The sequence below is a fragment of the Brevundimonas sp. FV1ye4L genome (assembly GCF_058681255.1).
Window position 1 is genome coordinate 2,548,262 of the sequence record NZ_CM178734.1, and the last position, 21,719, is coordinate 2,569,980.

The following is a 21,719-nucleotide window of genomic DNA, read 5'->3' on the forward strand; positions in this document are numbered from 1 at the left end:
GATCAGGCGGGCAGCCGCAGCTCGAACACAGCCCCGCCGCCTTCGCTGGGGACCAGCCGCAGTTCGCCGCCGTGCAGGGCCGCCAGCTCACGCGATATGGTCAGGCCCAGGCCCGAGCCGTCCGAGCTCTTGGAACTGACGAAGGGTTCGAACAGCCGCTCGGCCAGGCGCGGCGGAATGCCCGGCCCGTCGTCGGCGATGCGGATGACGCACAGCCGGTCCTCGCCAAAGGCGCTGACGGTGATCGCCCCCTTGCCCCGCCGCTCGGCCGGCCGCCCCGCATCGGCCTCGATGGCCTGCCGCGCATTGCGCATCAGATTGACCAGGATGCGATACAGCTGATCCGGATCGGCCTCGACCGCGAACCGGGCCGGCAGTTGCTTGACCAGCCGCACCCCCTCCGGCTCCAGCCCCGCATCCTCCGCCGCCAGGGTCAGGGCCTTGGTCAGGACCACGCGGGTCTTCTGGGGTGCCGGCTCCTCGCTGCGGCCATACTCCAGCACATTGCGCGACAGGCTTGCGGCCCGGCTCAGCGCCCGCTCCAGCCGCGGCAGGGCCTTGGCCACCTGGGGGTCGGCCGAGGTCGCCAGCCGCTCCGACGCCATCTGGGCCGAGGTCAGCATGTTGCGCAGGTCGTGATTGATTTTGGCCACCGCCTCGCCCAGGGCGACCAGGCGCGCGCGCGAACGCAGCGATTGACGGACCTCCTCCTGCATCCGCGACAGCTCACGCTCGACCCGGCCGATCTCGTCATGCCGGTCCGACGGCGCCTCGGCCTCGCTCTCGGGGTCGGCGGCGAACCGCTCCATCGACCGGGTGACGCGCCGCAGGGGCCGCAGCACCAGCAGGGCCAGACCGCCGTAGAGCAGGGCGCCGGCCGTCAGGGACACCAGAAGGGACACCAGCAGGCTATTCAGCAGGAAGGCCTTCAGTTCGAGCTTCAGCGGCTGGGCCGGGGTGACGATCTCGATGAAGTCGCCCGAGCGATAGCGCGGCTTGGCCTGGACCCGCAGCGACCGGTCCGGATGGCCGAACAGGGTGCGCCAGGGGTCGGTCAGCCGCGCCCAGCTGTTCTGCTGGCGCAGGTCGATCAGTTCGGGCGCGCGGGGCAGATTGGGCGCCTGGAGCAGCAGGCGCCGCACGCCCTGTTCCGTCAGGGCCACGGCCTGGACCCCGCCGATCCGCATCAGCTCGGCCGCCGTATCGTCCTCGACCGCGCTATAGGGCAGGGCCTCGACCCCGACGGAGGCCAGTTCGGCCGCCTGCAGCCGGTCGCGCAGCCAGCGCTCGTGGAAGGCGGCCAGGTTCGGCCCCATGATCAGGGCCTCGACCGCCAGGGTGAAGGCCACGGTCAGCAGCAGCAGCCGCGCCGACAGGCCGTCTGGCGCGCGGGGGCGCAGCCGCTCGCGCCAGGTCTCCGCCGCCTCGGGCGACAGTTTCAGCGCCGCCGCCGCCTTGTCGAACAGCGCGCTCATGCCGGGGCGGCCTCCGCGCGTCGGGCGCGGATCATCTGAACCAGCTTGATGCCGATGGGCAGCAGCAGGGACAGGAAGACCACCCCCATCAGCGGCCAGAAGAACTGGCGCAGCAGCATCGGCAGGTCCGGCCGCACCCCGGCCCGCAGCAGGTCGCCCAACTGCGATCCGATCCAGGTGTAGATAAAGGTGGAGGGCAGCAGGCCGATGAAGGTGGCGATCACATAGGGCCGCAGCGGCACCGCCATCATGCCCGCCGTGGCGTTGACCAGGACGAAGGGCACGCTGGGGATGACGCGCAGGGTGAACAGGGTGGTGAAGGCGTTGCGGTCGATCCCCTTGGCCACCCGATCCATGAAGCCGGCGTCCGCCTCGAACTTGGCCCGCAGCCAGGTGCCGATCGAGGTGCGATAGACGGAATAGATGACGACCGAGCCGATGGTGGCGCCGCTGGCCTGGGCCAGGGCGCCGACATAGGGGCCGAACATCATCCCGCCCAGCAGGGTCAGGAAGACCGGGCCGGGGATGGTGGAGGCGGTGGCGAGGGCGTAGACGGCGATGAAGGCGACCAAGGCGATCCACCAATGGGTCTGGGCGTAGGCCTGGAGATTCAGCCCGTGCTCGCGGATAAGATCCATCGACAGATAGCGGTTCCAGCCCAGGGCGAAGAAGGCGACCACCAGGCTGGCGATGACCGCCAGCGGCAGCAGTCGCAGGCCCCATTCCTTCGCCGTTCGTTTCGCCATACGCTCTTCATTCCCGAAATGCCGTCCGAGCGTTGACTCACGCGGACATGCGACTTATACGCCCGCCCTTCCTGCGACGGACGCCTCTTGCCCCGTCGCCCAACCTTTTAACGTCAGGAGCCGACCGTGAAGCGGACCTATCAGCCGTCGCGACTCGTGCGCAAGCGCCGTCACGGCTTCCGCAGCCGGATGGCCACCAAGAACGGCCAGAAGATTGTTGCGCGCCGTCGCGCCAAGGGCCGCAAGCGCCTGACGGCGTAAGCGGCTCTCGCGTCCGGAGCCAAGGACGCATGAGCGACCCTTTACAGATCAAACGTCTGTTGCGGCGGCCCCAGTTCCTGGCGGCCGCCAAAGGCGTTTCCGAAGCGCGCGGCGGCGTGGTGATCCAGAGGCTGGAACGCGGCGACGGTTCGCCGCACATCGGCCTGGGCTTCACCGCCACCCGCAAGATCGGCGGGGCCGTGGTGCGCAACCGCGCCAAACGCCGTCTGCGCGAGGCTGCACGGGCCATGTTGCCCCTCCACGGCGTGCCCGGCAGCGACTATGTCTTCATCGCCCGCATGGGCACGACCGAGCGTGCGTGGGACCGTCTGCTTGACGACGTGAAATCGACGCTTACAAGGCTGGCGACACCGAAGGCCGACCGGCCTTCGCCCGCCCGCGCCCCATCCGGCCAGGACCGCCCGAATCCATGAAAAACGAGAACTCGCGCAACACGATCATCTTCATCGTGTGCTCGGCCCTGATCCTGGGAATTTACTGGTTCACCGTGCTGCGTCCGCAGGCCGAACGCCGCGCCGTCCAGCAGCAGGCCCAGGCCGAACAGTCGCAGACGGCCGAGAACGCCGCCCGCACGGCCTTGAGCCCCCAGGGACCGACCTTCGTCACCGACCGCAGCCAGGCGCTGAGCACCGCCGCGCGCGTGCCGATCCAGTCGGGCACGCTGAAGGGGTCGCTGTCGCTGCAGGGCGGGCGGATCGACGACCTGTTCCTGACCGATTACAAAGAGACGCAGGACAAGCCTGAGCCGGTCGAACTGTTCCGCCCGCAGGGCATGCAGAACGCCTATTTCGCCCAGTTCGGCTGGACCGGCCCCAATGTGGTCGGCGGCGTGCCCGGTCCGAACACCGTCTGGCGCCTGACCGCCGGTTCGACCCTGACCCCGACCAGCCCGATCACCCTGACTTGGGACAATGGCCAGGGCCTGCGCTTCACCCGTTTGGTGTCGGTCGATGATCGCTATGTCTTCTCGGTCAAAGACACGGTCCAGAACCTGGGAACCCAGGCCATCACCATCGCCCCCTATGGCAGCGTCCAGCGCCAGGGCGTGCCGCCGCTGGCCGGTTCGTCCCACATCGTCCACGAGGGCGCCATCGGCACCTTCGGCAAGCCGGGTGCCTATCGCACCGAGCAGAAGAAGTACAAGGACTGGCTGAAAGAGCCGCGGATCGAGAACGCCTCGACCGGCGGCTGGCTGGGCATCACCGACAAATACTGGCTGGCGGCCCTGCTGCCCCAGCAGGACGAGGCGGTCGAAACCGAATTCCGCGTCCGCGACGTCAACGGCGGTCAGCAGCTGGAAGCCAATATCCTGGGCGCGACCCGCACCATCCAGCCGGGCGCGACCGCGACCGAGACCCAGCGCCTGTTCGCCGGCGTCAAGCGTGCCGAGGTTCTGAAAACCTATGAAGAGAACCTAGGCCTGCCGCGCTTCGTCTATGCGATCGACTGGGGCATGTTCTGGTTCCTGACGCGTCCGATCTTCTGGATCCTGGAGAACGTCTATGGCCTGGTCGGCAGCTTCGGCGTCGCCATTCTGGCCCTGACCGTCATCGTCAAGCTGGTCATGTTCCCGCTGGCCAATAACGCCTACGCCAGCATGTCCAAGATGCGGAACCTCCAGCCCAAGATGGAGGAGATCAAGAAGAAGTTCAAAGACGATCCGCAGAAGCAGCAGCAGGAGACGATGGCCCTGTACCAGAAGGAGAAGATCAATCCGGTCGCCGGCTGTCTTCCGCTTCTGCTGCAGATCCCGGTCTTCTACGCCCTGTACAAGGTGCTGACCGTCACCATCGAAATGCGGCACCAGCCCTTCCTGGGCTTCATCAACGACCTGTCGGCGCGCGATCCGTCAGTGGTGTGGAACCTGTTCGGCCTGATCCCGTGGGATCCGGCGACCCTGCCCCTGCTGGGCGGGCTGCTGGTCGGGCCGCTGGGCATCGGTCTGCTGGCGGTGGCCTATGGCCTGACCATGTGGCTGCAGACGGCGATGAACCCGCCGGCGGCCGATCCGGTCCAGCGCCAGATCTTCCAGTTCATGCCGCTAGTCTTCACCTTCATCATGGCCCCGTTCGCGGCGGGCCTGCTGGTCTACTGGGCCTGGTCCAACGTCCTGACCATCCTGCAGCAGTATTACATCATGCACCGCTACAAGGCGGAGAACCCGATCGACGACTTCATCGCCCGTATCCGGAAGACGAAGGCCGCGTGATCGACGAAACCGAGTTCACCCCTGAGGACATCGAGGCCGCGCGGATCCTGTTCGCGCGGCCGGCGACCTTCATCATGGGCGCCGCCAAGATCGAGCAATTGCCCGATCCCGACCTGCCGGAGATCGCCTTCGCCGGCCGGTCGAACGTCGGCAAGTCCAGCCTGATCAACGGCCTGGTCGGCATGCACAAGCTGGCCCGCGCCTCGAATGAGCCGGGCCGGACGCGCGAGGTCAATTTCTTCGATCTGGACGGCCGGATGCGGCTGGTCGACCTGCCCGGCTACGGCTGGGCCAAGGCGTCCAAGACCACGGTCAAGAAGTTCCAGGACCTGGGCCGCGACTATCTGCGTGGCCGGGTGACGCTGAAACGGGTCTATCTGCTGATCGACAGCCGCCATGGGCTGAAGAGCGTGGACAAGGAGGCGCTGGATGCGCTGGACTTGGCGGCCGTCAGCTATCAGATCGTCCTGACCAAGGCCGACAAGCTGAAGAAGGGCGAAGGCGAGGCCGTTCAAGAGGCCACGTTGAAGGCCATCTCCAAACGCCCCGCCGCCTTCCCGGTGGTGGCCCTGACCTCTTCCGAGAAAGGCCTGGGTCTGCCCGAGCTGCGCGCCGAGATCATGCGCACGACCGGGGCGACGCTGGACTGATCCAACCACGACGGAACGAACAATGAGAAAGGCCCGGAGATCGCTCTCCGGGCCTTCTTAGTTTCAGGCTGTGGCCCGCTCTACTGGGCGGCCGGCCCCGCCGAGCGGACCTCGACCGGCAGGCCCAGGGCGTCGAGTTGCGGCTTGACCACCGAGGCGTCGCCGACGACGACCCAGACGAAGCGCGACGGGTCGAGGGCGGCCCTGACCGCCGCATCCATCTGCGCCGCCGTCAGGGCGTTGGTGCGGGCGGCGACCGTCTCGGGGTAGTCGTCCGGGCGGCCCAGCATGTCGTTGCCTCGCATGGCGCCCAGAACCGCCCACGAGGTCTCGTAGCTGCCGGCCAGGCGACGGGTGTTGCCGTTGACGGTGCGTTCCAGCTCAGTGGGGGTCACGCCCTTGCCGCCCTTCAGGAAATCATTGAACTGGGCGTTCAGCGCGGCGATGGCCGGGCCGGTCTGGTCGGCCTGGACCGGGGCGGTGACCAGATAGGGCACGCGACCGACGAAGCCGGCGACCGAGGCGTTGACCCCATAGGACCAGCCCTTGGTTTCACGCAGATCCGAGTTGATGCGCGACAGGAAGTCGTTGCCCAGCACATTGTTGGCCGCGTTGAACACCAGCAGATCGTCCGTGCCCTGAGCCGCCAGAACCTCGCCGCCCAGGATGTAGGACTGGGGCGACTGCGGGCGGTCGATCAGCACGATCCGGGACGTGGTGGCGGGGATGGAGCCCGAGAAGTCCTTCATGCCCTTGGCGACCGCCGGGGCGGTCCAGCGGCCGAACTCGGCCTCCAGAACGGGGGTGATGTCCGACAGGGGCTTGTCCGAGACCACGAAGATCTTGGCGTTGTCGGGCCGGATCCATTCGGCGTAGTCGGCGCGGATGTCGGCCTCGGTGATCGCCTTGATGCTGGCCTCGTCGCCATTGCCGCTGAAGGGGCGGCCATAGGGGCTGGCTGCGCCGTAGATCAGTTCCGGCAAGGCGCGGTTGGCCAGGGCGGCCGGCTGGGTCCGTTCGGCGGCGATGCGCGACAGGCGGGTGGCGCGCAGACGCTCCAGCTCCGGCGCGGCGAAGGCCGGGTTCTTGACCACATCGGCCAGCAGGGCCACCGACGGCTGCAGGTTCGGCGTCACGGCGGAGAGCTGGACCACCGAACGGTCCATCGAGGCGCCGGTCGAGATGGTGGCGCCCAGGGTTTCCTGGGCCTCGGCCAGCTGGGTCGCATTCAGGGTGCGGGTGCCCTCGTCCATAAGGTCCAGCATCAGGCTTTGCAGACCCAGTTTCGACGCGTCGTCGGCGGCCAGGCCGGCGTCGAAGTCGATGGCGATCTTGGTCGCCGGCACCGCGTCACGCTGGGCGTAGACCACTTCGACGCCGTTCGACAGGCGCGTGCGCTGGACCGACGGGAAGTCGACGTTGGCGACGGCGGCGATCTCGGGCTTGGGCATGCGGGTCACGCGCTCGATCGGCGGGGCCGGGGTGTGGTTGGCCCCCGACGGCGCCTCGGCCGCCTCCTGATAGGCTTCGCGCTCGCCCGGCAGGGTCGTCAGCGTATAGGCCGGACGGGTCAGCCACTTCCGCATCGCCGCCTGGACCTGGGCCGGGGTCACCGCCGCATAGGCCTGGAGCTCTTTCTTGTAGTGCTCCGGATCGCCGGCGTAGAGCTGGCCCTCGGCCAGGGCGACGGCCTTGCCGCCGAAGCCGCCGACCTGTTCCAGGCCCTGGACGGTGCGCGAGACATACTGGGTCTTGACCCGTTCCACCTCGGCCGCGGTCGGGCCGTCAGCGATCAGGCCGTTCAGGATTTCACGGGTGCGGGCCTCGACGGCGGCCGGATCCTGGCCCGGTTTCACGTCGACGGTGATCTCGAACATGCCGACGCGGTGGAAGGCGCCGTTGGAGGCGCTGACCGAGACGGCGCTCTGCTCACCGCGCACCAGGGCGTTGTCGAGGCGCGAACTGGCCAGGCCGCCGAGGACGGAGGCGCCGACGCTGAGGGGCACGGCGTCCGCATCCAGCATGCCGGGCACGGCCCAGCTGATCTGGACCCGGGCGTTGGAAACGCGGTCCTGGGTGGTCTCGGCGATCGGGGCGGCCAGGGTCGGGACGGCGGCCTGGGCCGGGGTGTTGACCGGACCGCGCGGGATGGGGCCGAAATATTTCTGGGTCAGTTCACGCGCCTTGGCGGGCGTGATGTCGCCGGCCAGGACCAGCACGGAGTTGTTGGGCCCATAGTTGGAGCGGAACCAGTCGCGCACCGTCTCCATCGACGCCGCGTCCAGGTCGGCCATCGAACCGATGGTCGAGTGGCGATAGGGGTGGCCTTCGGGGAACAGGGCCTCCAGCTGCTTGTACTCGTTCAGGCCGTAGGGCTGGTTGTCGCCCTGGCGCTTCTCGTTCTGGACGACGCCGCGCTGCAGATCGAGAGTCTCCTGGGTGATGGCGCCCAGCATATAGCCCATGCGGTCGCTTTCCATGAACAGGGCCTGTTCCAGCGCCGGGGTCGGGACGGTCTCGAAATAGTTGGTGCGGTCGAACCAGGTGGTCCCGTTCATGTCCGTCGCGCCCATGTTGCGCATCGGGGTGAAATAGCTGCCCGGCGCATTCTCGGACCCGCCGAACATCAGGTGTTCGAACAGGTGGGCGAAGCCGGTCTTGCCGGCCGGCTCGTCCTTGGACCCGACATTGTACCAGACCGACACGGCCACGACCGGGGCCTTGTGGTCCTCGTGCACCAGCACGGTCAGGCCGTTGTCGAGGGTGAACCTAGTGTAGGGAATATCGACTTCGGCGACCAGTTCGGACACCGGCGCGGCCTGGATTGCGGGCGCGGCGGCCTGAACGGGCGCCGCGGGCGCCGAGGCCCAGACCGGAGTGGTGACCGCCAGAAGGGCGGCTGCAGCGACGAGGGAACCGGTACGGCGCATTGAATGACATCCTTTGGGTTACAGTTGGACCGGACCATAACGACGGTCGGTGCGCTGGCAACGCGACCCGATGAACATGAACAAAGCTTCATGTTCGCGCGCCTGAGCCCCGGAAAAGGTTGCATCGCCGGACCCCCGGTCTTATGCGCGCGTCAACTCCCCGATCCCTGCTGCCTGAGTTTACCGAAAGAGCCGCCATGTCCGCCCCCGCCGACAAGCCCGTGAAGAAAGTCGTTCTCGCCTATTCGGGCGGACTGGACACCTCGATTATCCTGAAGTGGCTGCAGACCGAATATAATGCCGAGGTCGTGACCTTCACCGCCGACCTGGGCCAGGGCGAGGAGCTTGGCCCTGCGCGTGAGAAGGCGCTGAAGCTGGGCATTAAGCCCGAGAACATCTTCATCGACGACCTGCGCGAAGAGTTCGTGCGCGACTTCGTCTTCCCGATGTTCCGCGCCAATGCGCAATACGAGGGCGACTATCTGCTGGGCACCTCCATCGCCCGTCCGCTGATCTCCAAGCGCCAGATCGAGATCGCCCGTCAGGTCGGCGCCGACGCCGTCTGTCACGGCGCGACCGGCAAGGGCAATGACCAGGTCCGGTTCGAGCTGGGCTACTATGCCCTGGAGCCCGACATCCGCGTCATCGCCCCCTGGCGCGAGTGGGAGTTCCGCAGCCGCGAGGCCTTGCTGGACTTCGCCGAGAAGAACCAGATCCCGATCGCCAAGGACAAGCGCGGCGAGGCGCCCTTCTCGGTCGACGCCAACCTTCTCCACTCGTCGTCCGAGGGCAAGGTGCTGGAAGACCCGGCGGTCGAGGCGCCCGAGTTCGTCCACCAGCGCACCATCTCGCCCGAGGACGCGCCGGATGTGGCGACCGTCATCGAGATCGGTTTCGAGAAGGGCGACGCCGTCTCGATCAACGGCGAGGCCATGTCGCCGGCCACGATCCTGACCGCCCTGAACCAGTACGGCCACGACAACGGCATCGGCCGTCTGGACCTGGTCGAGAACCGTTTCGTCGGCATGAAGTCGCGCGGCGTCTATGAGACCCCTGGCGGGACCATCCTGATCGCGGCCCACCGCGGCATCGAAAGCATCACCCTGGACGGCGGCTCCATGCACCTGAAGGATCAGCTGATGCCGAAATACGCCGAGCTGATCTACAACGGCTTCTGGTTCTCGCCCGAGCGCGAGATGCTTCAGGCCGCCATCGACAAGAGCCAAGAAAACGTCTCGGGCGTGGTCAAGGTCAAGCTGTACAAGGGCAATGTCTCGGTCATCGGCCGCGAGAGCCCCAACAGCCTGTACGACCAGGATCTGGTGACCTTCGAAGAAGGCGTCCAGGCCTATGACCACAAGGACGCCGCCGGCTTCATCAAGCTGAATGCCTTGCGCCTGCGCGTCCTAGCCAAGCGCGACGCCCGCAAGGCCTAGCGATAGACTCCCGAGGGAAGCCGATGACCGTCAAGGACCGCGTCAGGATCCATGAGACCCGGCTTCTCTCGGACAACTGGTATGTGCTGAAGACCACCCGGTTCGACTGGAAACGGCGCGACGGCGTCTGGCAGACCCAGGACCGGGAACACTATGACCGGGGCAATGGGGCGGTGCTGCTGCCCTATAATCCGGCGGCGCGAACCGTGCTGCTGGTGCGGCAGTTCCGGCTGCCGGCCTATTTGAACGGCTATGACGACCTGCTGATCGAGGCGGCGGCCGGCCTGCTGGACGACGCCGAGCCCGAGGTGCGGATCCGCGCCGAGGTCGAGGAAGAGCTGGGCTATCGTCTCGGCGCGGTGCGCAAGGTGTTCGAGGCCTTCATGAGCCCCGGCTCCGTCACCGAAATCCTGCACTTCTTCGTCGCCGAGTACGATCCGTCGATGCGGATCGGCGACGGCGGCGGCCATCCGGACGAGGGTGAGGACATCGAGGTGCTGGAGCCCACGCTGGACGAAGCCCTGGCCATGATCGCCGACGGCCGCATCCGCGACGCCAAGACCATCATGCTGTTGCAGCACCTGGCCCTTACGGTCTTCCGATAAGGGATCAGGGCGCCAGCAGGATCCACAGTCCCGTCGCGGCGAAGCCCGCCGCAGCAGCCAGCCGGATCCATCTCAGCGGCAGTTTCTTCGCCGCCGTCTCCCCCAGCAGGACGGCGGGGCCGTTGACCAGCATCATGCCCAGGGTCGATCCGGCCACGACCAGGGGCAGGTTCTCGAAGCGGGCGGCCAGCATGGCGGTGGCGACCTGGGTCTTGTCGCCCATCTCGATCAGGAAGAAGGCCGAGGCGGTGGTCCAGAAGATGGCCCAGAAGCCGCGCTGAACCTCGCCCCTCTGTTCGTCCAGGGTGTCGGGGATCAGGGCCCAGGCGGCGAAGCCCAGGAAGGCCACGCCGACGATCCAGCGCATCCATTCGCCGGTGATGAAATGGGCCAGAACCGTGCCGGCCAGGGCGGCGAAGGCGTGGTTCAGCAGGGTGGCGGCCAGAATGCCCAGGATTATGGGGGTCGGCCGTCGCCAGGTCGCCGCCATGACGATGGACAGCAACATGGTCTTGTCCCCGATCTCCGCGATGGAGACCAGGCCGGTCGAGATCAGAAAGGCTTCCAAGAAGGAACCTGTGTGCGCGGGAGCCTCGGCGGACGGACCTGTGGCGTTCGCAGCCGGGCCCCGCGTGGACATCCCTGCGAAAGCCGCCGGTCTTGCCGTGATCCGGACCCCAAAAGGGCCTCGGACCGTTCCCGCACCATCCTCTCCGGGAGAGGAAGTATGTTGATGCGAGCCCCGCTGATCGTTGCGGGCGGCTACTCCCCGATGACGAGCCGGGGTTTAGGCCGTGACGTCGGAAATGAAAAGTCGATAACGACTCGCAAACTTGGGTCAGAAAGGCTGGGTTCAGATCAATCTCTGCCGTCCCGCCTCCGCCGTCAGGTCGTCGCGGAACTGGGGCGCGGCCAAGGCGATCAGGGCGCGGGCCCTTTCGCTGGTCGACTTGCCTTTCAGGTTGGTCCAGCCGTATTCGGTGACGACGAGGTGGACGTCATTGCGGGGCGTGGTGACCGGACCGTCCAGCCGGGCGACGATGCGCGAACAGGTCCCCTTGGCCGCCGTCGCATGGCAGGCGATGATCGACTTGCCGCCCTCGGAGCCATAGGCGCCGCGTACGAAGTCCAGCTGTCCGCCCGAGGCGGTGAACTGGCGCCCGTTCAGGAACTCGGAACAGCAGGCGCCGCTCAGGTCGATCTGAAGCGTGGCGTTGACCGAGACCATCTTGGCGTTGCGCGCGATCACGGCCGGATCGTTCACATAGGAGACCGGACGAGCCTCAAGCCCGCGATTGCCGTCCAGAAAGTCATAGGTGTTCTGGTCGCCCATCGAGAAGGCGAAGACCCCGACGCCGGGGTGCAGGGTCTTGCGGGCGTGGTTGGCCACCCCGGCCTGCATCAGTTCGACCAGGCCCGGCGTCAGCATTTCTGTATGGACGCCCAGGTCGCGGTGGTCCTTCAGGGCGTCGCAGACGGCGTTGGGCAGGGCGCCGATCCCCATTTGCAGCGTCGCCCCGTCCTCGACCAGGTCGGCGATGATCCGGCCGATGGCGAGGTCGGCCGGCTGGGGCTCGGCCCTGGGCACGACCAGCAGGGGGGCGGGGTGTTCGACAATGCCGGCGATCCTGGACACATGAACGGTGCAGTCGCCGAACACGCGCGGCATGTGCGGATTGACCTCGACCACGATGGTCCGCGCCGTCTCCGACACCGGCTTGGCGTAGTCCGTGTTCGTCCCGAACGAGAAGAATCCGTCGGCGTCCATCGGCGAGACGGTGCAGACCAGGGCGTCCACCCCGACTTCGTCGCATAGCAGGCGCGGCGACTGCTGGAAGCCGGTCGGGATGAACTGAACCGGATTGGGCCGCCCCTCCTCGAAGGCGCGCTGTTCCAGCCGGCGTTCGACGGCGCTGTGGAACAGGCTCCACGGCCGGATCCGGTCCATCAGCTCGTAGCGCAGCACCGTGTCGCCGGCGATGGCGGTGGAGAGCAGATAATAGAGGTTCACCTCCTCGACCTCGCCCCGCTCGGCCCGCTCGGCCAGGGCCTTCAGCAGGGCGGGGGGCTGGGAAACGCCCACGCCCATCGCGACCTTGGCGCCCGACCGGATCAGGGCGGCCGCCTGGTCCGGCGTCTTCAGCCGTTCGGCATAGAGGGCGGCATGGTCCATGGCGTATCTCCCGTCTGCGCGCCGCCCTGTTCAGATCGAGGCGGCGTCGTAGGGCAGACTACCCTGCGTCCAACGCGAAAACGGGTCTAGACTTTGGTCGGATCGTCCATGGTTTCCGGCTCTGGTGTCTCGGCTTCCATCGGCGACGGCTCGTCCTGCAGGGGCGCCCGGTGACGCTTCTGCCAACGCGCGACCCCATAGGCGACCAGCCACAGAACCATTGCCCAGGCCGATCCCACCGCCCAGCCGGCGAAGACGTCCGTCGCCCAGTGGGCCCCTAGATAGATGCGGGTCAGCCCCACCAGCAGGGCCATGACCATGCCGACGCCCAGGACGAAGATCTTGAACCTCTGACGCGGAAAGGCCCGCGTCAGCATGACGGCGACGCTGAGATAGAAGACCGTCGCCAGCAGGGCATGGCCGGAGGGGAAGCTGGCGTTGATCGTCTCGACCGCCTGCAGGGCCTGGGGCGGGCGTTCGCGCTCGAACACCGCCTTCAGCCCCTCGCTGAGCATCACGCCGCCGATCAGGCCCAGGGCCAGCAGGACGGACGACAGCCATTTCCTCTGGCTCAAAAGGAAGACGATGACGATCAGGGCGAACAGGCCCAGCACCGATATGCCGCCCAGCGAGGTGATGTCGGCCGCCGCCTCCTTCAGCCACCACGGCCCCCGGGGCCGGCCGGGGTCGTCGGCATAGGGGCGCAGCAGGGCCAGAACCTGATGGTCGAAGGCCTGGCCGTCGGCCTCCGTCATGTCGTCGGCGATCTCGACGAAGGTCATGACGCCGATCGCGGCGACGAACAGGGCCGTCAAAGCGGCGATCTCTGTTCGCGCAACCGTCAGGGCGCGTATCAAAAAGGGACGGAAATCTGAAACGGTCATGGACGGGCCAAACGGCCAAGCTCGCCCTATGTTCCGATCACGCGTTCGTGATATCGCAACTGCGAACGCCCATGAGGGGTTTGCTGGCTTGCTCGCTGGATTTTCCCCAGGCGTGGACGACTTGTCCGACCGATTCGCCGACAAAGCGAGCGTCAAGACGTTGACGGGTTATTAGGCATGTGCGCCCTATATGTGGGCTCAGGGAGCGCGGAAGCCACTAGATGATGTGGTGGCGACGCAGGTGGCTCTAGGCTGTTTATTGTTCAGGACGCAGATGACCATGGCTGGCGGCGAGGCTTTGAAGACGACGGAATTCCAAGGTGTTGTGACGAACGCGACCCCTGAGAAGCCGCATCTGACTGTCGTGAAATCGGTCCAGGTGGATCGTTCGCGCGACGCCCTGCTGACCGACTTCGGCAAGAAGACGCTGGAAGACCGCTACCTGCTGGCGGGCGAAAGCTATCAGGACATGTTCGCCCGCGTCTCGACCGCCTTCTCGGACGATCCCGAACACGCCCAGCGCCTGTATGACTATATGAGCCGCCTGTGGTTCATGCCGGCGACCCCGGTCCTGTCGAACGGCGGCGCGGATCGCGGCCTTCCGATTTCCTGCTTCCTCAATGCGGTCAGCGACAGCCTGGACGGCATCCAGAACGTCTGGAACGAGAATGTCTCGCTGGCCTCGAACGGCGGCGGCATCGGCACCTACTGGGGCGGCGTCCGCTCCATCGGCGAGAAGGTCAAGGGCGCGGGCAAGACCTCGGGCATCATCCCCTTCATCCGCGTGATGGACTCGCTGACCCTGGCCATCAGCCAGGGCTCGCTGCGCCGCGGCTCGGCCGCCGTCTATCTGGACATCCATCATCCCGAGATCGAGGAATTCCTCGAGATCCGCAAACCCTCGGGCGACTTCAATCGCAAGTCCCTGAACCTGCACCACGGCGTGAACGTCACGGACGAATTCATGGAGGCGGTGAAGGCCGGCGCCACCTTCGACCTGAAGTCGCCCAAGGACGGCGCGGTCATCAAGACCGTCGACGCCCGCTCGCTGTGGACCAAGCTGCTCGACATCCGGATGCAGACCGGCGAGCCCTATATGATCTTCGCCGACACGGTGAACCGCCAGATGGCGCCGCACCAGCGCGAGCTGGGCCTGAAGGTCAAACAGTCGAACCTGTGCGCCGAAATCATGCTGCACACCGGCCGCGACCACCTGGGCGTGGACCGGACCGCCGTCTGCTGCCTGTCGTCGGTCAATGCCGAGACCTTCCTGGAATGGCGCGAAGAGCCCAAGTTCATCGAAGACATCATGCGCTTCCTGGACAATGTGCTGGAGGACTTCATCCGCCGCGCACCGGAGGAAATGAAGGCCGCCGTCTATTCGGCCAAGCGCGAGCGTTCGGTCGGCCTGGGCCTGATGGGCTTCCACTCCTTCCTGCAGGGCCAAGGCGTCGCCTTCGAAAGCGCCATGGCCAAGTCGTGGAACATGCGCCTGTTCAAGCACCTGCGTCGCGAGGCCGACAAGGCCAGCCGCGTCCTGGCCGAAGAAAAGGGCCCCTGCCTCGACGCCGAGGAGCGCGGCGTGATGGAGCGGTTCAGCCACAAGCTGGCCATCGCCCCGACCGCCTCGATCTCGATCATCTGCGGCGGTACGTCCGCCGGCATCGAGCCGATCCCGGCCAACATCTACACCCACAAGACCCTGTCGGGCTCGTTCGCGGTCAAGAACCCCTATCTGGAGCGTCTGCTCGACGAGAAGGGGATCAACACCGAGGCGGTCTGGAACTCGATCCTCGAGCACGAGGGCTCGGTCCAGCACCTGGACGCCCTGAATGAGGACGAGAAGGGCATCTACAAGACCGCCTTCGAACTGGACCAGCGCTGGGTGGTGGAACTGGCCGCCGACCGCGCCCCGGAAATCTGCCAGGCGCAATCGCTGAACCTGTTCATCCCCGGCGACGTCAACAAATGGGACCTGCACATGCTGCACTGGTCCGCCTGGGAACGCGGCGTGAAGTCACTGTATTATCTGCGCTCCAAGTCGGTGCAGCGCGCCGCCTTCGCCGGCGCCGAGGACAAGGCCGAGGCGGTCATCGACCCCAACCAGCCCGACCTCTTCTCCATGCCCAAGACCGACTACGACGAGTGCCTCGCCTGCCAGTAGGCGGTTGGATGTCAGACCTGAAAGGGCTCCGCGCAGGCGGGGCCCTTTTTCACGCCTGGAACCCCCGCGCGGCGGCGTCGTTCAAAAGGGACCAAAGAGTGTCGTGAAAATGTCTGTTGGACTCTGGTTGTATCTGGTGCAAGCTGGGTAACAGCGGACGGTGGGGAGACCGAATGCGCGTAGCGGTGTGGAGCGTTGGAGTAGGGATTGTCCTGGCGTCAGTCGGTTTCGCCGACGTGCGCGCCCAGGCCTCGGTTCCTGACGCCTTCGACCGCGCCCCCGAAACCCCCCAGGCGCTGACGGCGCATCTCAACGAGCAGGGTGGGTTCCGCGTTACACCCGACGCCCGTTTCGGATCCGAGATCGAGATGAGCGCGCCCTTGCGGCCGGCCGAAACCGAAGGTCTGGCCGCCACCAGCCGCAATGACATCTGGATCGACCGCAAGGCCTTCACCGACCGGGTCACTCTGGAAACCGCCGGGCGGCTGCGTCGCGCCGACGGGTCGCCCCTGCCGGTCACGCCGATCGACCGGGCCGAGCTGGACGCGGAAGCCTATGACCTGCGCTATGTTCGCGGCTTCCGCGGCGCCGTGGGGCACACCGCCTCCGGCCTGGAAGTCAGTCTGACGCCCCACGCCGGTTTCGGCCTGGGCAGCGACGGCGGATCGGCGGAGGCCGGGGCCACCCTGAAGATCGGCGAAGGCCTGGATCGTCTCGCCCCCGACGGAACCGCGCGCTTCGGCGAGCGTCCCCGGTGGTATCTCTACGCCGCCGGGTCCGGCCGGGCGGTCGGCTATAATTTCGCCCGCACCCGCGACGGCGACTACGCCCGCTCCGGCTATACCCAGGATCGCGGCGGTTTCCTGGGCGACGCCTCGGTCGGCGTGGCCTATCGACGGGGCGACGTACAGACCTCGGTCGGCCTGGTCTATCGCGAGATTGACGCCGGCAAGGGTCTGCGCGGCATGAACGGCCTGGATACCGATGTGGACGAGGGCATGATCGCCTTCCAGCTGTCGATCAAGCCGCGCCGCTGATCCGCAGTCGAGTCGCCGAACGTCAGCGAACCTCCGACACCGCCACGCCTTCTCGCCTCGGATCGGCGCCTCCGTCCCACCGGCCGTCGCGCCACATCGCCCCGTGCAGGCCCGAGGTCTCGGTCGTATTGGGCCGCAGGCTGATCCCCGCCTCCGCCAGGGCGTCGCGGATGTCCGGCGCGATCAGGGCGGTGTCGGCGCCGACCATCTCGCCCCGCACCACCAGATTGGGCAGGTTGATCGCCGCCTGCACAGGCAGACCCCAGTCGATGATCCCCACCAGGGCCTTGGCCACATAGGCCAGGATGCTGGACCCGCCCGGCGAGCCGATGGCCCCGACCAGACGGCCCTGGCGATCCAGGATCAACACCGGCGTCATCGACGACCGGGGCCGCTTGCCCGCCGCCACCGAATTGGCCGCCGGATGGCCGTTCTCCATCGGCGTGAAGGAGAAGTCGGTCAGCTGGTTGTTCAGGAAGAAGCCCTCGACCATCCGGCCGTTGCCGAAGATGCTCTCGACCGTGGTCGTCATGCTGACCGCGTTCCCCTCTGCGTCGACGATGACCATGTGCGAGGTGCCGCCCGGCTCGGCCGTCCGGTCCTCGCCGCGCGGGGGCGAGCCCGTCGGGGCTCCGGCCGTCGCGGGACCGTTCAGGGTGGGAACCAGGGCGGCGCGCGATGCGACATAGTCCGGATCCAGCAGGCCGGCGATCGGCACCCCGACGAAGTCCGCATCCCCCACATAGCGGTCGCGGTCGGCGTACATCAGGCGCTGCAACCGGCCGAAGGCGACCCAGGCCGCAGGATTTTCGGCGCCCTTCTGCAGATCCGGCGTCTGTTCGGCCATCTCCAGAAACTGCAACAGGGCCACGCCGCTGGACGGCGGCGGGGGCGTGCAGACGACATAGATCCGATAGGGCCGGCACAGGGCGTCACGTCGCAAGGGGCGATAGGCGGCGATGTCCGCCTCGGTCAGGCCGCCGGGGCGCGGTCCTTCCGCCACCGTCCGGGCGATCTCCTGACCGATACGGCCGCCATAGAACAGGCCAGGCCCCTCCTCGGCCAGGGCCGCCACTGTCCGGGCGTAGGCGGGGTTCTTCAGGACGTCGCCGGCCTGATACCGCTCGCCGTCCGCCTTGGTGAAATAGGCCTGCGCCCACCGGCTGCGCGCCTGGGGCACGGGGCCGTTGATCATGCCGGCCAGGCGCGGGCTGACCTCGAAACCGTCGCGCGCCAGCCGTTCGGCCTCACCGAGCAGATCGCGCCACGCCAGCTTGCCGTGATCCTTCTGCGCCATGGCCAGCATGGCCACCGCGCCCGGCGCTCCGGTCGAACGCCCTGACAACAGGGCGTCGATGAAGCTCAGCGGCTTGCCGTTTTCGTAGAACAGCTCCGGCGTGGCCGAGGCCGGCGCCGTCTCGCGGCCGTCATAGGCCGTCACATGTCCCGTGGCCGCCTCATAGCTCATCAGGAAGGCCCCGCCGCCCAGGCCCGACGACTGCGGCTCCACCAGGCCCAGCACCGCCTGGACGGCCACCGCCGCATCCACCGCCGACCCGCCCCGCCGCAGCACCTTCATCCCCGCCTCGACCGCCAGCGGATTGGCCGCCGCAACGAAGGGGCCGCGCGCCGGGGCGTCCGCCAGTGTCTGGGCTTGTGTCTGGTCCTGTCTCGGGGCCTGAACCGGCGCGCTCGCTTCGGCCGCGCTCCGTGTCGCGAGCACGCCGGTCTGACACCCGGCGATCAAGACAGGAATCAGCAGGGCGGCGAGGCGACGGCGGAAGAAATACATGGCGTTGTCCGGACGAGGGAGGGCGTCGCCTTCCGACCTAGGCCGTCCCGACCCCCGCGCCAACCGTCGACCGCGCATAAACTGCACTCCCCCGCTTGCGCCCGCCGATTTCTACCGCTAAAGACCCGCCCTCGCCGCAAGGCAGCCGCACCCGTAGCTCAGCTGGATAGAGCACCAGACTACGAATCTGGGGGTCGGGCGTTCGAATCGCTCCGGGTGCGCCATCTCTTCTCATTGAAATCATTATATTTCATCCTTGAGGTGAACGGCCGCTGGCGCGTTTTGGCGCGGCGGTTTGCAGCCGGTTTGCAGAATTGGTTGCCGAGGCGTTCTCGAACTGGGCGATGGCCTGGTTGGCGAGGTGACGCGTCCGGGACATGTAGACGTCGAGGATCCGGGTCGCGGTCGCCAGCGAGTGCTGGGTGATGGAGACGATCTGGGGGATGCTGCACCCGGCCTCGGCCAGCATGGTGATCGCCGTGCCGCGCAGGTCGTGGAAGTGCAGCGGCGAACCCTCCATCCCCGCCGCCTTCATCGCTTGCCGCCACTGGCTCCCGAAATGGCGCTTGGTGTAGGGGCGGCCGGTCGTGGTGGTCAGGATCACCGCCTGGGTGCGCTCCATCCCGTCCAGCATGGTCCGCAGGGACTGGGTGCAGGGAATGGCGACCGGGCGCGCCTTGAGGCCGCCGCGTCCGTTCTTGCCGATGCTGAGCGTCAGGCTTTCACCGTCGTAGTTGGTCCAGCACAGTTTCAGGATGTCGCCCTGCCGGAGTCCGGTGTGGAGCGCCAGGATCAGGGCGCGTTGCATCTCCAGCGGCGCGTTCGCCATGAAGGCTTCGATGTCGGCGGCCTGCCAGATCACATCCGCCCGGTCCGAGCGGTAGAGGCGCTTGAAGCCCTTGATGTAGTTCATGTCGATCTGGCCGTTCTGCACGGCCCAGCTCAACATCGCCGACGTGACCGACAGGCGGTAGTCCGCCTCACGCAGCCCCGACTCCTCGGCGACCCGGTTGCGCCATTCCATGAAGGGCGCGCGGACGCGGGGATTGTTCAGCGCCGCGACCGGCATGTCGCCGAACTCTTCCTCGATGGCCCAGAGCTTGCGCTTGTATTCTCGCTGGGTGGTCTCCGCGAGCTGGGTGCGAAACTCCGGCGACCGCGTGTAGTAGCGTACCAGACCGGCGATGAAGCCGCGCGTATTGCCGTCGCGGATCTGCTGTTCGGCTCGCGCATAGGAGGCGAGGAATTCCGGCGTCCCCGGCTCTCCCTCCAGCTTGGCGCCGGTGGCGCGGAAATAATGATAGCGGGCGACGCTGCCGTCACTGAGCCGCTTCTTGACGGTGTTGACGCCTTTAAGCTTGACGCGCATGGCGCTTGCGTTCCCAGGCGGCCAGGGGATCCTGCTCTGCCTCGGCGGAGACGATGCCGCTCAACCGGTCCATCGTCTTTTCCAGCAGGACACGGTCTATCCGGCCGCCGGGGAGGGTGGGCTTGGGGTATTCGCCTTTGGCGCGGGCCACGGCGAAACGACCTTCGCTGAGGCCAGCCAACTCCGCCGCCTCAGCCAGGGTGAGGCCGCGGCGGGTGATGTTTGTGGGGAGCGCAAATCGAGGTTTTGCCTTGCCAACACCTCTATTTGAAACTCGGGGTGATGATCTCATCGAATGTGCAGATGATGGCGCCGGCGTATTGGCTTCCGAACCTGCTGTAGACCCTTCGTGGCATGAACTTTGGGTCTGGGCCCAATTGACGCTTATGTCTTGAAGTTCGGATGTGGACGTAAACGAACTAATCTTCATCATCCCACACGCGATCGCTCGACAACTCGCTGTTTACTTGAATTAGGTACTGGTAATCCTCGTCGTTGATATCCCAAGCCACGCCGATGGCTGTGAGGGCTTCTTGAGCCGCGATGTCCCCTTGCCCCGCCAGATTTTGCGCCATAGTGACCTCGTCAGGGCAAGGGCCAGGGCTGACATACCAAAGCGGCTCGTCTGCCCGCTCGACTATCGCCAATCCGAGCGCTTTCAGATCAATCACTGCGATGCCTACAGAAATATCGGCGTCATTGTCGCCAAGAACCGCGGCGAGTTCTTGGGAGCTGGCGGCAAGCTTCAGTTCAAGCCCCTTGGTCCACGGGGTTTTGGTCCAAGCGTAACGATATTTGGGTGTGCCCAGAAACTGTGAGGCAGGGTGTAGAATTGGATCTATGCCCTCGCCGTAACCTGTCGAGTCCGGGTGAGATGCAGCCCAGGATCTGGTGGCCACCATGGCAGCGCTCAAGTCAATGTCTGGGTCCAGGTGCGGCAATCCCAACTGGGACATCGCTTCTCTGAGAGCCATTTCGATGATTTCGCTCGCGGAATGGCGCGCCCACCCATCGGTTTCGGGGAGAAGGCCGCGGCGCCGCCAGTCTCGCTGAACCGGCCCCTTGATATTTGTCATCCTCTCGGCGGCTGATGACGTGAAGTCCAAAAACCAGAGGTGGGGATCCTGGAAATATTTTGTCATGAATCGGTGGTAGCGCGTCGGCGTCCTTTCGTAAAGCGAAAGCGTGATGGCGTACGCGTTTTTTAATTTGATCGACCGACGCGTCGTTGCCAAAGTTTGATTGTAGATGCGTACAGGAAATGACGCTGATCTAAGGGGGTTCGCAAAATTGCGTCCAAATAGGTCGTTAAGTGGTTGTCGAAGTTCCTGAATCTGCTGGTATGTTGGATTATTTTGGGAGGTCGGCGAGATGGCTGGCTACGCGATCTTCATCGGAACGCTCGTTGTTATGTCAGGGGTGGTTTACTTCTTCCGAAACTTGATTTTCGGATATCCGGCGGCACCGTCGCCCCGGGAGCCGATCACCGACTTCCGCAGCGAAGTCGCGCGTTATGGCGAAGCGCTCGGGGTGCCGGTTGGAGATGAGCGGATCGACCGCCTTCTCGACAAGGTCGCTCGCGATTCCCAGGATGTCTTCGGCTCGACCGAAGCGGCGATGAGGTTTCTGTCCGAAGGATCCATGGACGGAGGACTGACCGCCAGGGAAGTTCTGAGGCTTCACGGACTCAGCCCCGTCCTTCGTCGAATCGACAATATTAGATTTGGGGTGTTCTCGTGACGGCGGCGAGCTCGAGGTGGCGCGCCGACTCGACATGGTCACGCCTGGCGGGCGGGTTCATGTGGACAGGATTTCCAGGGCGTGACGCCCCTGGCGCCTAGGGAAATCATCCAGGGCGGGGCCGAGGTTCAGGCGATTTCCTCGCCTTAGCGCCCCAGGAACAATCCAACTTCCTCAATTTGTAAGTTTTTTCGTCAGTCACAGCTTCCAGCCTCTCGGAGGAAACC

19 protein-coding genes, 1 tRNA gene and 1 riboswitch are annotated in these 21,719 nt (G+C 66.3%); of the genes, 10 read left to right on the plus strand and 10 right to left on the minus strand.

Features of this window, described 5'->3' with window-relative positions:
* Positions 1–2 precede the first annotated feature (2 nt).
* Both ACW17X_RS12300 and ACW17X_RS12305 read right to left on the minus strand, forming a co-directional pair.
* On the minus strand, positions 3–1,475 hold the full coding sequence (locus tag ACW17X_RS12300; protein ID WP_492097757.1) for a sensor histidine kinase: 1,473 nt from the start codon (positions 1,473–1,475) through the stop codon (positions 3–5).
* Positions 1,472–2,221, minus strand: coding sequence for a TVP38/TMEM64 family protein (locus ACW17X_RS12305; protein WP_492097759.1), 750 nt, complete (start codon positions 2,219–2,221; stop codon positions 1,472–1,474). The genes ACW17X_RS12300 and ACW17X_RS12305 overlap by 4 nt, the downstream gene beginning before the upstream one ends.
* 126 nt (positions 2,222–2,347) lie before the next feature.
* Here ACW17X_RS12305 and rpmH point away from each other — a divergent pair, with 126 nt between their 5' ends.
* The 4 genes from rpmH to yihA are packed head-to-tail and all read left to right on the plus strand — an operon-like array spanning position 2,348 to position 5,362.
* On the plus strand, positions 2,348–2,482 hold the full coding sequence (gene rpmH / locus ACW17X_RS12310) for a 50S ribosomal protein L34 (protein WP_003164000.1): 135 nt from the start codon (positions 2,348–2,350) through the stop codon (positions 2,480–2,482).
* A 29-nt stretch (positions 2,483–2,511) separates the two neighbouring features.
* A complete protein-coding gene (rnpA, locus tag ACW17X_RS12315) occupies positions 2,512–2,916 on the plus strand; it encodes a ribonuclease P protein component (protein ID WP_492088330.1) in 405 nt (134 codons plus the stop codon).
* Positions 2,913–4,712: a membrane protein insertase YidC gene (yidC, locus tag ACW17X_RS12320; protein ID WP_492097761.1), complete on the plus strand. Its 1,800-nt coding sequence runs from the start codon at positions 2,913–2,915 to the stop codon at positions 4,710–4,712. Before rnpA ends, yidC begins: the two co-directional genes overlap by 4 nt.
* Complete coding sequence (gene yihA, locus ACW17X_RS12325) at positions 4,709–5,362, plus strand: ribosome biogenesis GTP-binding protein YihA/YsxC (protein ID WP_271165477.1); 654 nt, start codon at positions 4,709–4,711, stop codon at positions 5,360–5,362. Before yidC ends, yihA begins: the two co-directional genes overlap by 4 nt.
* 80 nt (positions 5,363–5,442) lie before the next feature.
* Here yihA and ACW17X_RS12330 read toward each other — a convergent pair whose 3' ends face one another.
* Complete coding sequence (locus ACW17X_RS12330) at positions 5,443–8,292, minus strand: M16 family metallopeptidase (protein WP_492097763.1); 2,850 nt, start codon at positions 8,290–8,292, stop codon at positions 5,443–5,445.
* A gap of 197 nt (positions 8,293–8,489) precedes the next feature.
* Between ACW17X_RS12330 and ACW17X_RS12335 the strand changes: the two genes are divergently transcribed.
* A complete protein-coding gene (locus ACW17X_RS12335) occupies positions 8,490–9,728 on the plus strand; it encodes an argininosuccinate synthase (RefSeq protein ID WP_492097765.1) in 1,239 nt (412 codons plus the stop codon).
* Between the two features lie 23 nt (positions 9,729–9,751).
* Positions 9,752–10,333 (plus strand): GDP-mannose pyrophosphatase, encoded by a 582-nt coding sequence (locus ACW17X_RS12340; protein WP_492097767.1) that lies wholly within the window; start codon positions 9,752–9,754, stop codon positions 10,331–10,333.
* Positions 10,334–10,337: 4 nt separating this feature from the next.
* Here ACW17X_RS12340 and ACW17X_RS12345 read toward each other — a convergent pair whose 3' ends face one another.
* From ACW17X_RS12345 to ACW17X_RS12355, 3 genes are all read right to left on the minus strand, one after another.
* Entirely contained in the window at positions 10,338–10,901 is a 564-nt protein-coding gene (locus ACW17X_RS12345; RefSeq protein ID WP_492097769.1) for a TMEM165/GDT1 family protein, read from the minus strand.
* 79 nt (positions 10,902–10,980) lie between these two features.
* A riboswitch (yybP-ykoY riboswitch) is annotated at positions 10,981–11,117 on the minus strand.
* A gap of 69 nt (positions 11,118–11,186) precedes the next feature.
* Entirely contained in the window at positions 11,187–12,506 is a 1,320-nt protein-coding gene (locus tag ACW17X_RS12350) for an acetyl-CoA hydrolase/transferase family protein (protein WP_492097771.1), read from the minus strand.
* An 86-nt stretch (positions 12,507–12,592) separates the two neighbouring features.
* On the minus strand, positions 12,593–13,390 hold the full coding sequence (locus tag ACW17X_RS12355; RefSeq protein ID WP_492097773.1) for a phosphatase PAP2 family protein: 798 nt from the start codon (positions 13,388–13,390) through the stop codon (positions 12,593–12,595).
* Positions 13,391–13,664: 274 nt separating this feature from the next.
* Here ACW17X_RS12355 and ACW17X_RS12360 point away from each other — a divergent pair, with 274 nt between their 5' ends.
* Together ACW17X_RS12360 and ACW17X_RS12365 are read left to right on the plus strand one after the other, a co-directional pair.
* Positions 13,665–15,554 carry a ribonucleoside-diphosphate reductase subunit alpha gene (locus ACW17X_RS12360; protein WP_492097775.1) on the plus strand — a complete coding sequence of 630 codons (1,890 nt, stop codon included), beginning with the start codon at positions 13,665–13,667 and terminating at the stop codon, positions 15,552–15,554.
* A gap of 173 nt (positions 15,555–15,727) precedes the next feature.
* Positions 15,728–16,591 (plus strand): lipid A-modifier LpxR family protein, encoded by an 864-nt coding sequence (locus tag ACW17X_RS12365; protein WP_492097777.1) that lies wholly within the window; start codon positions 15,728–15,730, stop codon positions 16,589–16,591.
* Positions 16,592–16,613: 22 nt separating this feature from the next.
* Here ACW17X_RS12365 and ACW17X_RS12370 read toward each other — a convergent pair whose 3' ends face one another.
* A complete protein-coding gene (locus tag ACW17X_RS12370) occupies positions 16,614–18,383 on the minus strand; it encodes a gamma-glutamyltransferase family protein (RefSeq protein WP_492097779.1) in 1,770 nt (589 codons plus the stop codon).
* 147 nt (positions 18,384–18,530) lie between these two features.
* On the opposite strand from ACW17X_RS12370, the gene ACW17X_RS12375 reads away from it, so the two are divergent.
* Positions 18,531–18,607 (plus strand) — tRNA-Arg (locus ACW17X_RS12375).
* 26 nt (positions 18,608–18,633) lie between these two features.
* Here the strand turns inward: ACW17X_RS12375 and ACW17X_RS12380 are convergent.
* The 3 genes from ACW17X_RS12380 to ACW17X_RS12390 form a co-directional block, all read right to left on the minus strand.
* Complete coding sequence (locus ACW17X_RS12380) at positions 18,634–19,752, minus strand: tyrosine-type recombinase/integrase (protein ID WP_492097781.1); 1,119 nt, start codon at positions 19,750–19,752, stop codon at positions 18,634–18,636.
* On the minus strand, positions 19,736–19,933 hold the full coding sequence (locus ACW17X_RS12385; RefSeq protein WP_492097783.1) for a hypothetical protein: 198 nt from the start codon (positions 19,931–19,933) through the stop codon (positions 19,736–19,738). The genes ACW17X_RS12380 and ACW17X_RS12385 overlap by 17 nt, the downstream gene beginning before the upstream one ends.
* Positions 19,934–20,171: 238 nt before the next feature.
* The gene (locus ACW17X_RS12390) at positions 20,172–20,987 is read right to left on the minus strand and encodes a hypothetical protein (RefSeq protein WP_492097785.1); all 816 of its coding nucleotides are present in this window, start codon (positions 20,985–20,987) and stop codon (positions 20,172–20,174) included.
* A gap of 136 nt (positions 20,988–21,123) precedes the next feature.
* Here ACW17X_RS12390 and ACW17X_RS12395 point away from each other — a divergent pair, with 136 nt between their 5' ends.
* The gene (locus tag ACW17X_RS12395) at positions 21,124–21,492 is read left to right on the plus strand and encodes a hypothetical protein (RefSeq protein WP_492097786.1); all 369 of its coding nucleotides are present in this window, start codon (positions 21,124–21,126) and stop codon (positions 21,490–21,492) included.
* Positions 21,493–21,719 lie beyond the last annotated feature (227 nt).

Excerpts from the sequence above, each read along its gene's own strand:
- ACW17X_RS12300 (WP_492097757.1), bottom strand. The coding sequence starts at position 1,475 with ATGAGCGCGCTGTTCGACAAGGCGGCGGCGGCGCTGAAACTGTCGCCC.
- ACW17X_RS12305 (WP_492097759.1), bottom strand. The coding sequence starts at position 2,221 with ATGGCGAAACGAACGGCGAAGGAATGGGGCCTGCGACTGCTGCCGCTG.
- rnpA (WP_492088330.1), top strand. The coding sequence starts at position 2,512 with ATGAGCGACCCTTTACAGATCAAACGTCTGTTGCGGCGGCCCCAGTTC.
- yidC (WP_492097761.1), top strand. The coding sequence starts at position 2,913 with ATGAAAAACGAGAACTCGCGCAACACGATCATCTTCATCGTGTGCTCG.
- ACW17X_RS12330 (WP_492097763.1), bottom strand. The coding sequence starts at position 8,292 with ATGCGCCGTACCGGTTCCCTCGTCGCTGCAGCCGCCCTTCTGGCGGTC.
- ACW17X_RS12335 (WP_492097765.1), top strand. The coding sequence starts at position 8,490 with ATGTCCGCCCCCGCCGACAAGCCCGTGAAGAAAGTCGTTCTCGCCTAT.
- ACW17X_RS12340 (WP_492097767.1), top strand. The coding sequence starts at position 9,752 with ATGACCGTCAAGGACCGCGTCAGGATCCATGAGACCCGGCTTCTCTCG.
- ACW17X_RS12350 (WP_492097771.1), bottom strand. The coding sequence starts at position 12,506 with ATGGACCATGCCGCCCTCTATGCCGAACGGCTGAAGACGCCGGACCAG.
- ACW17X_RS12355 (WP_492097773.1), bottom strand. The coding sequence starts at position 13,390 with ATGACCGTTTCAGATTTCCGTCCCTTTTTGATACGCGCCCTGACGGTT.
- ACW17X_RS12360 (WP_492097775.1), top strand. The coding sequence starts at position 13,665 with ATGACCATGGCTGGCGGCGAGGCTTTGAAGACGACGGAATTCCAAGGT.
- ACW17X_RS12365 (WP_492097777.1), top strand. The coding sequence starts at position 15,728 with ATGCGCGTAGCGGTGTGGAGCGTTGGAGTAGGGATTGTCCTGGCGTCA.
- ACW17X_RS12370 (WP_492097779.1), bottom strand. The coding sequence starts at position 18,383 with ATGTATTTCTTCCGCCGTCGCCTCGCCGCCCTGCTGATTCCTGTCTTG.
- ACW17X_RS12380 (WP_492097781.1), bottom strand. The coding sequence starts at position 19,752 with ATGCGCGTCAAGCTTAAAGGCGTCAACACCGTCAAGAAGCGGCTCAGT.
- ACW17X_RS12395 (WP_492097786.1), top strand. The coding sequence starts at position 21,124 with ATGGCTGGCTACGCGATCTTCATCGGAACGCTCGTTGTTATGTCAGGG.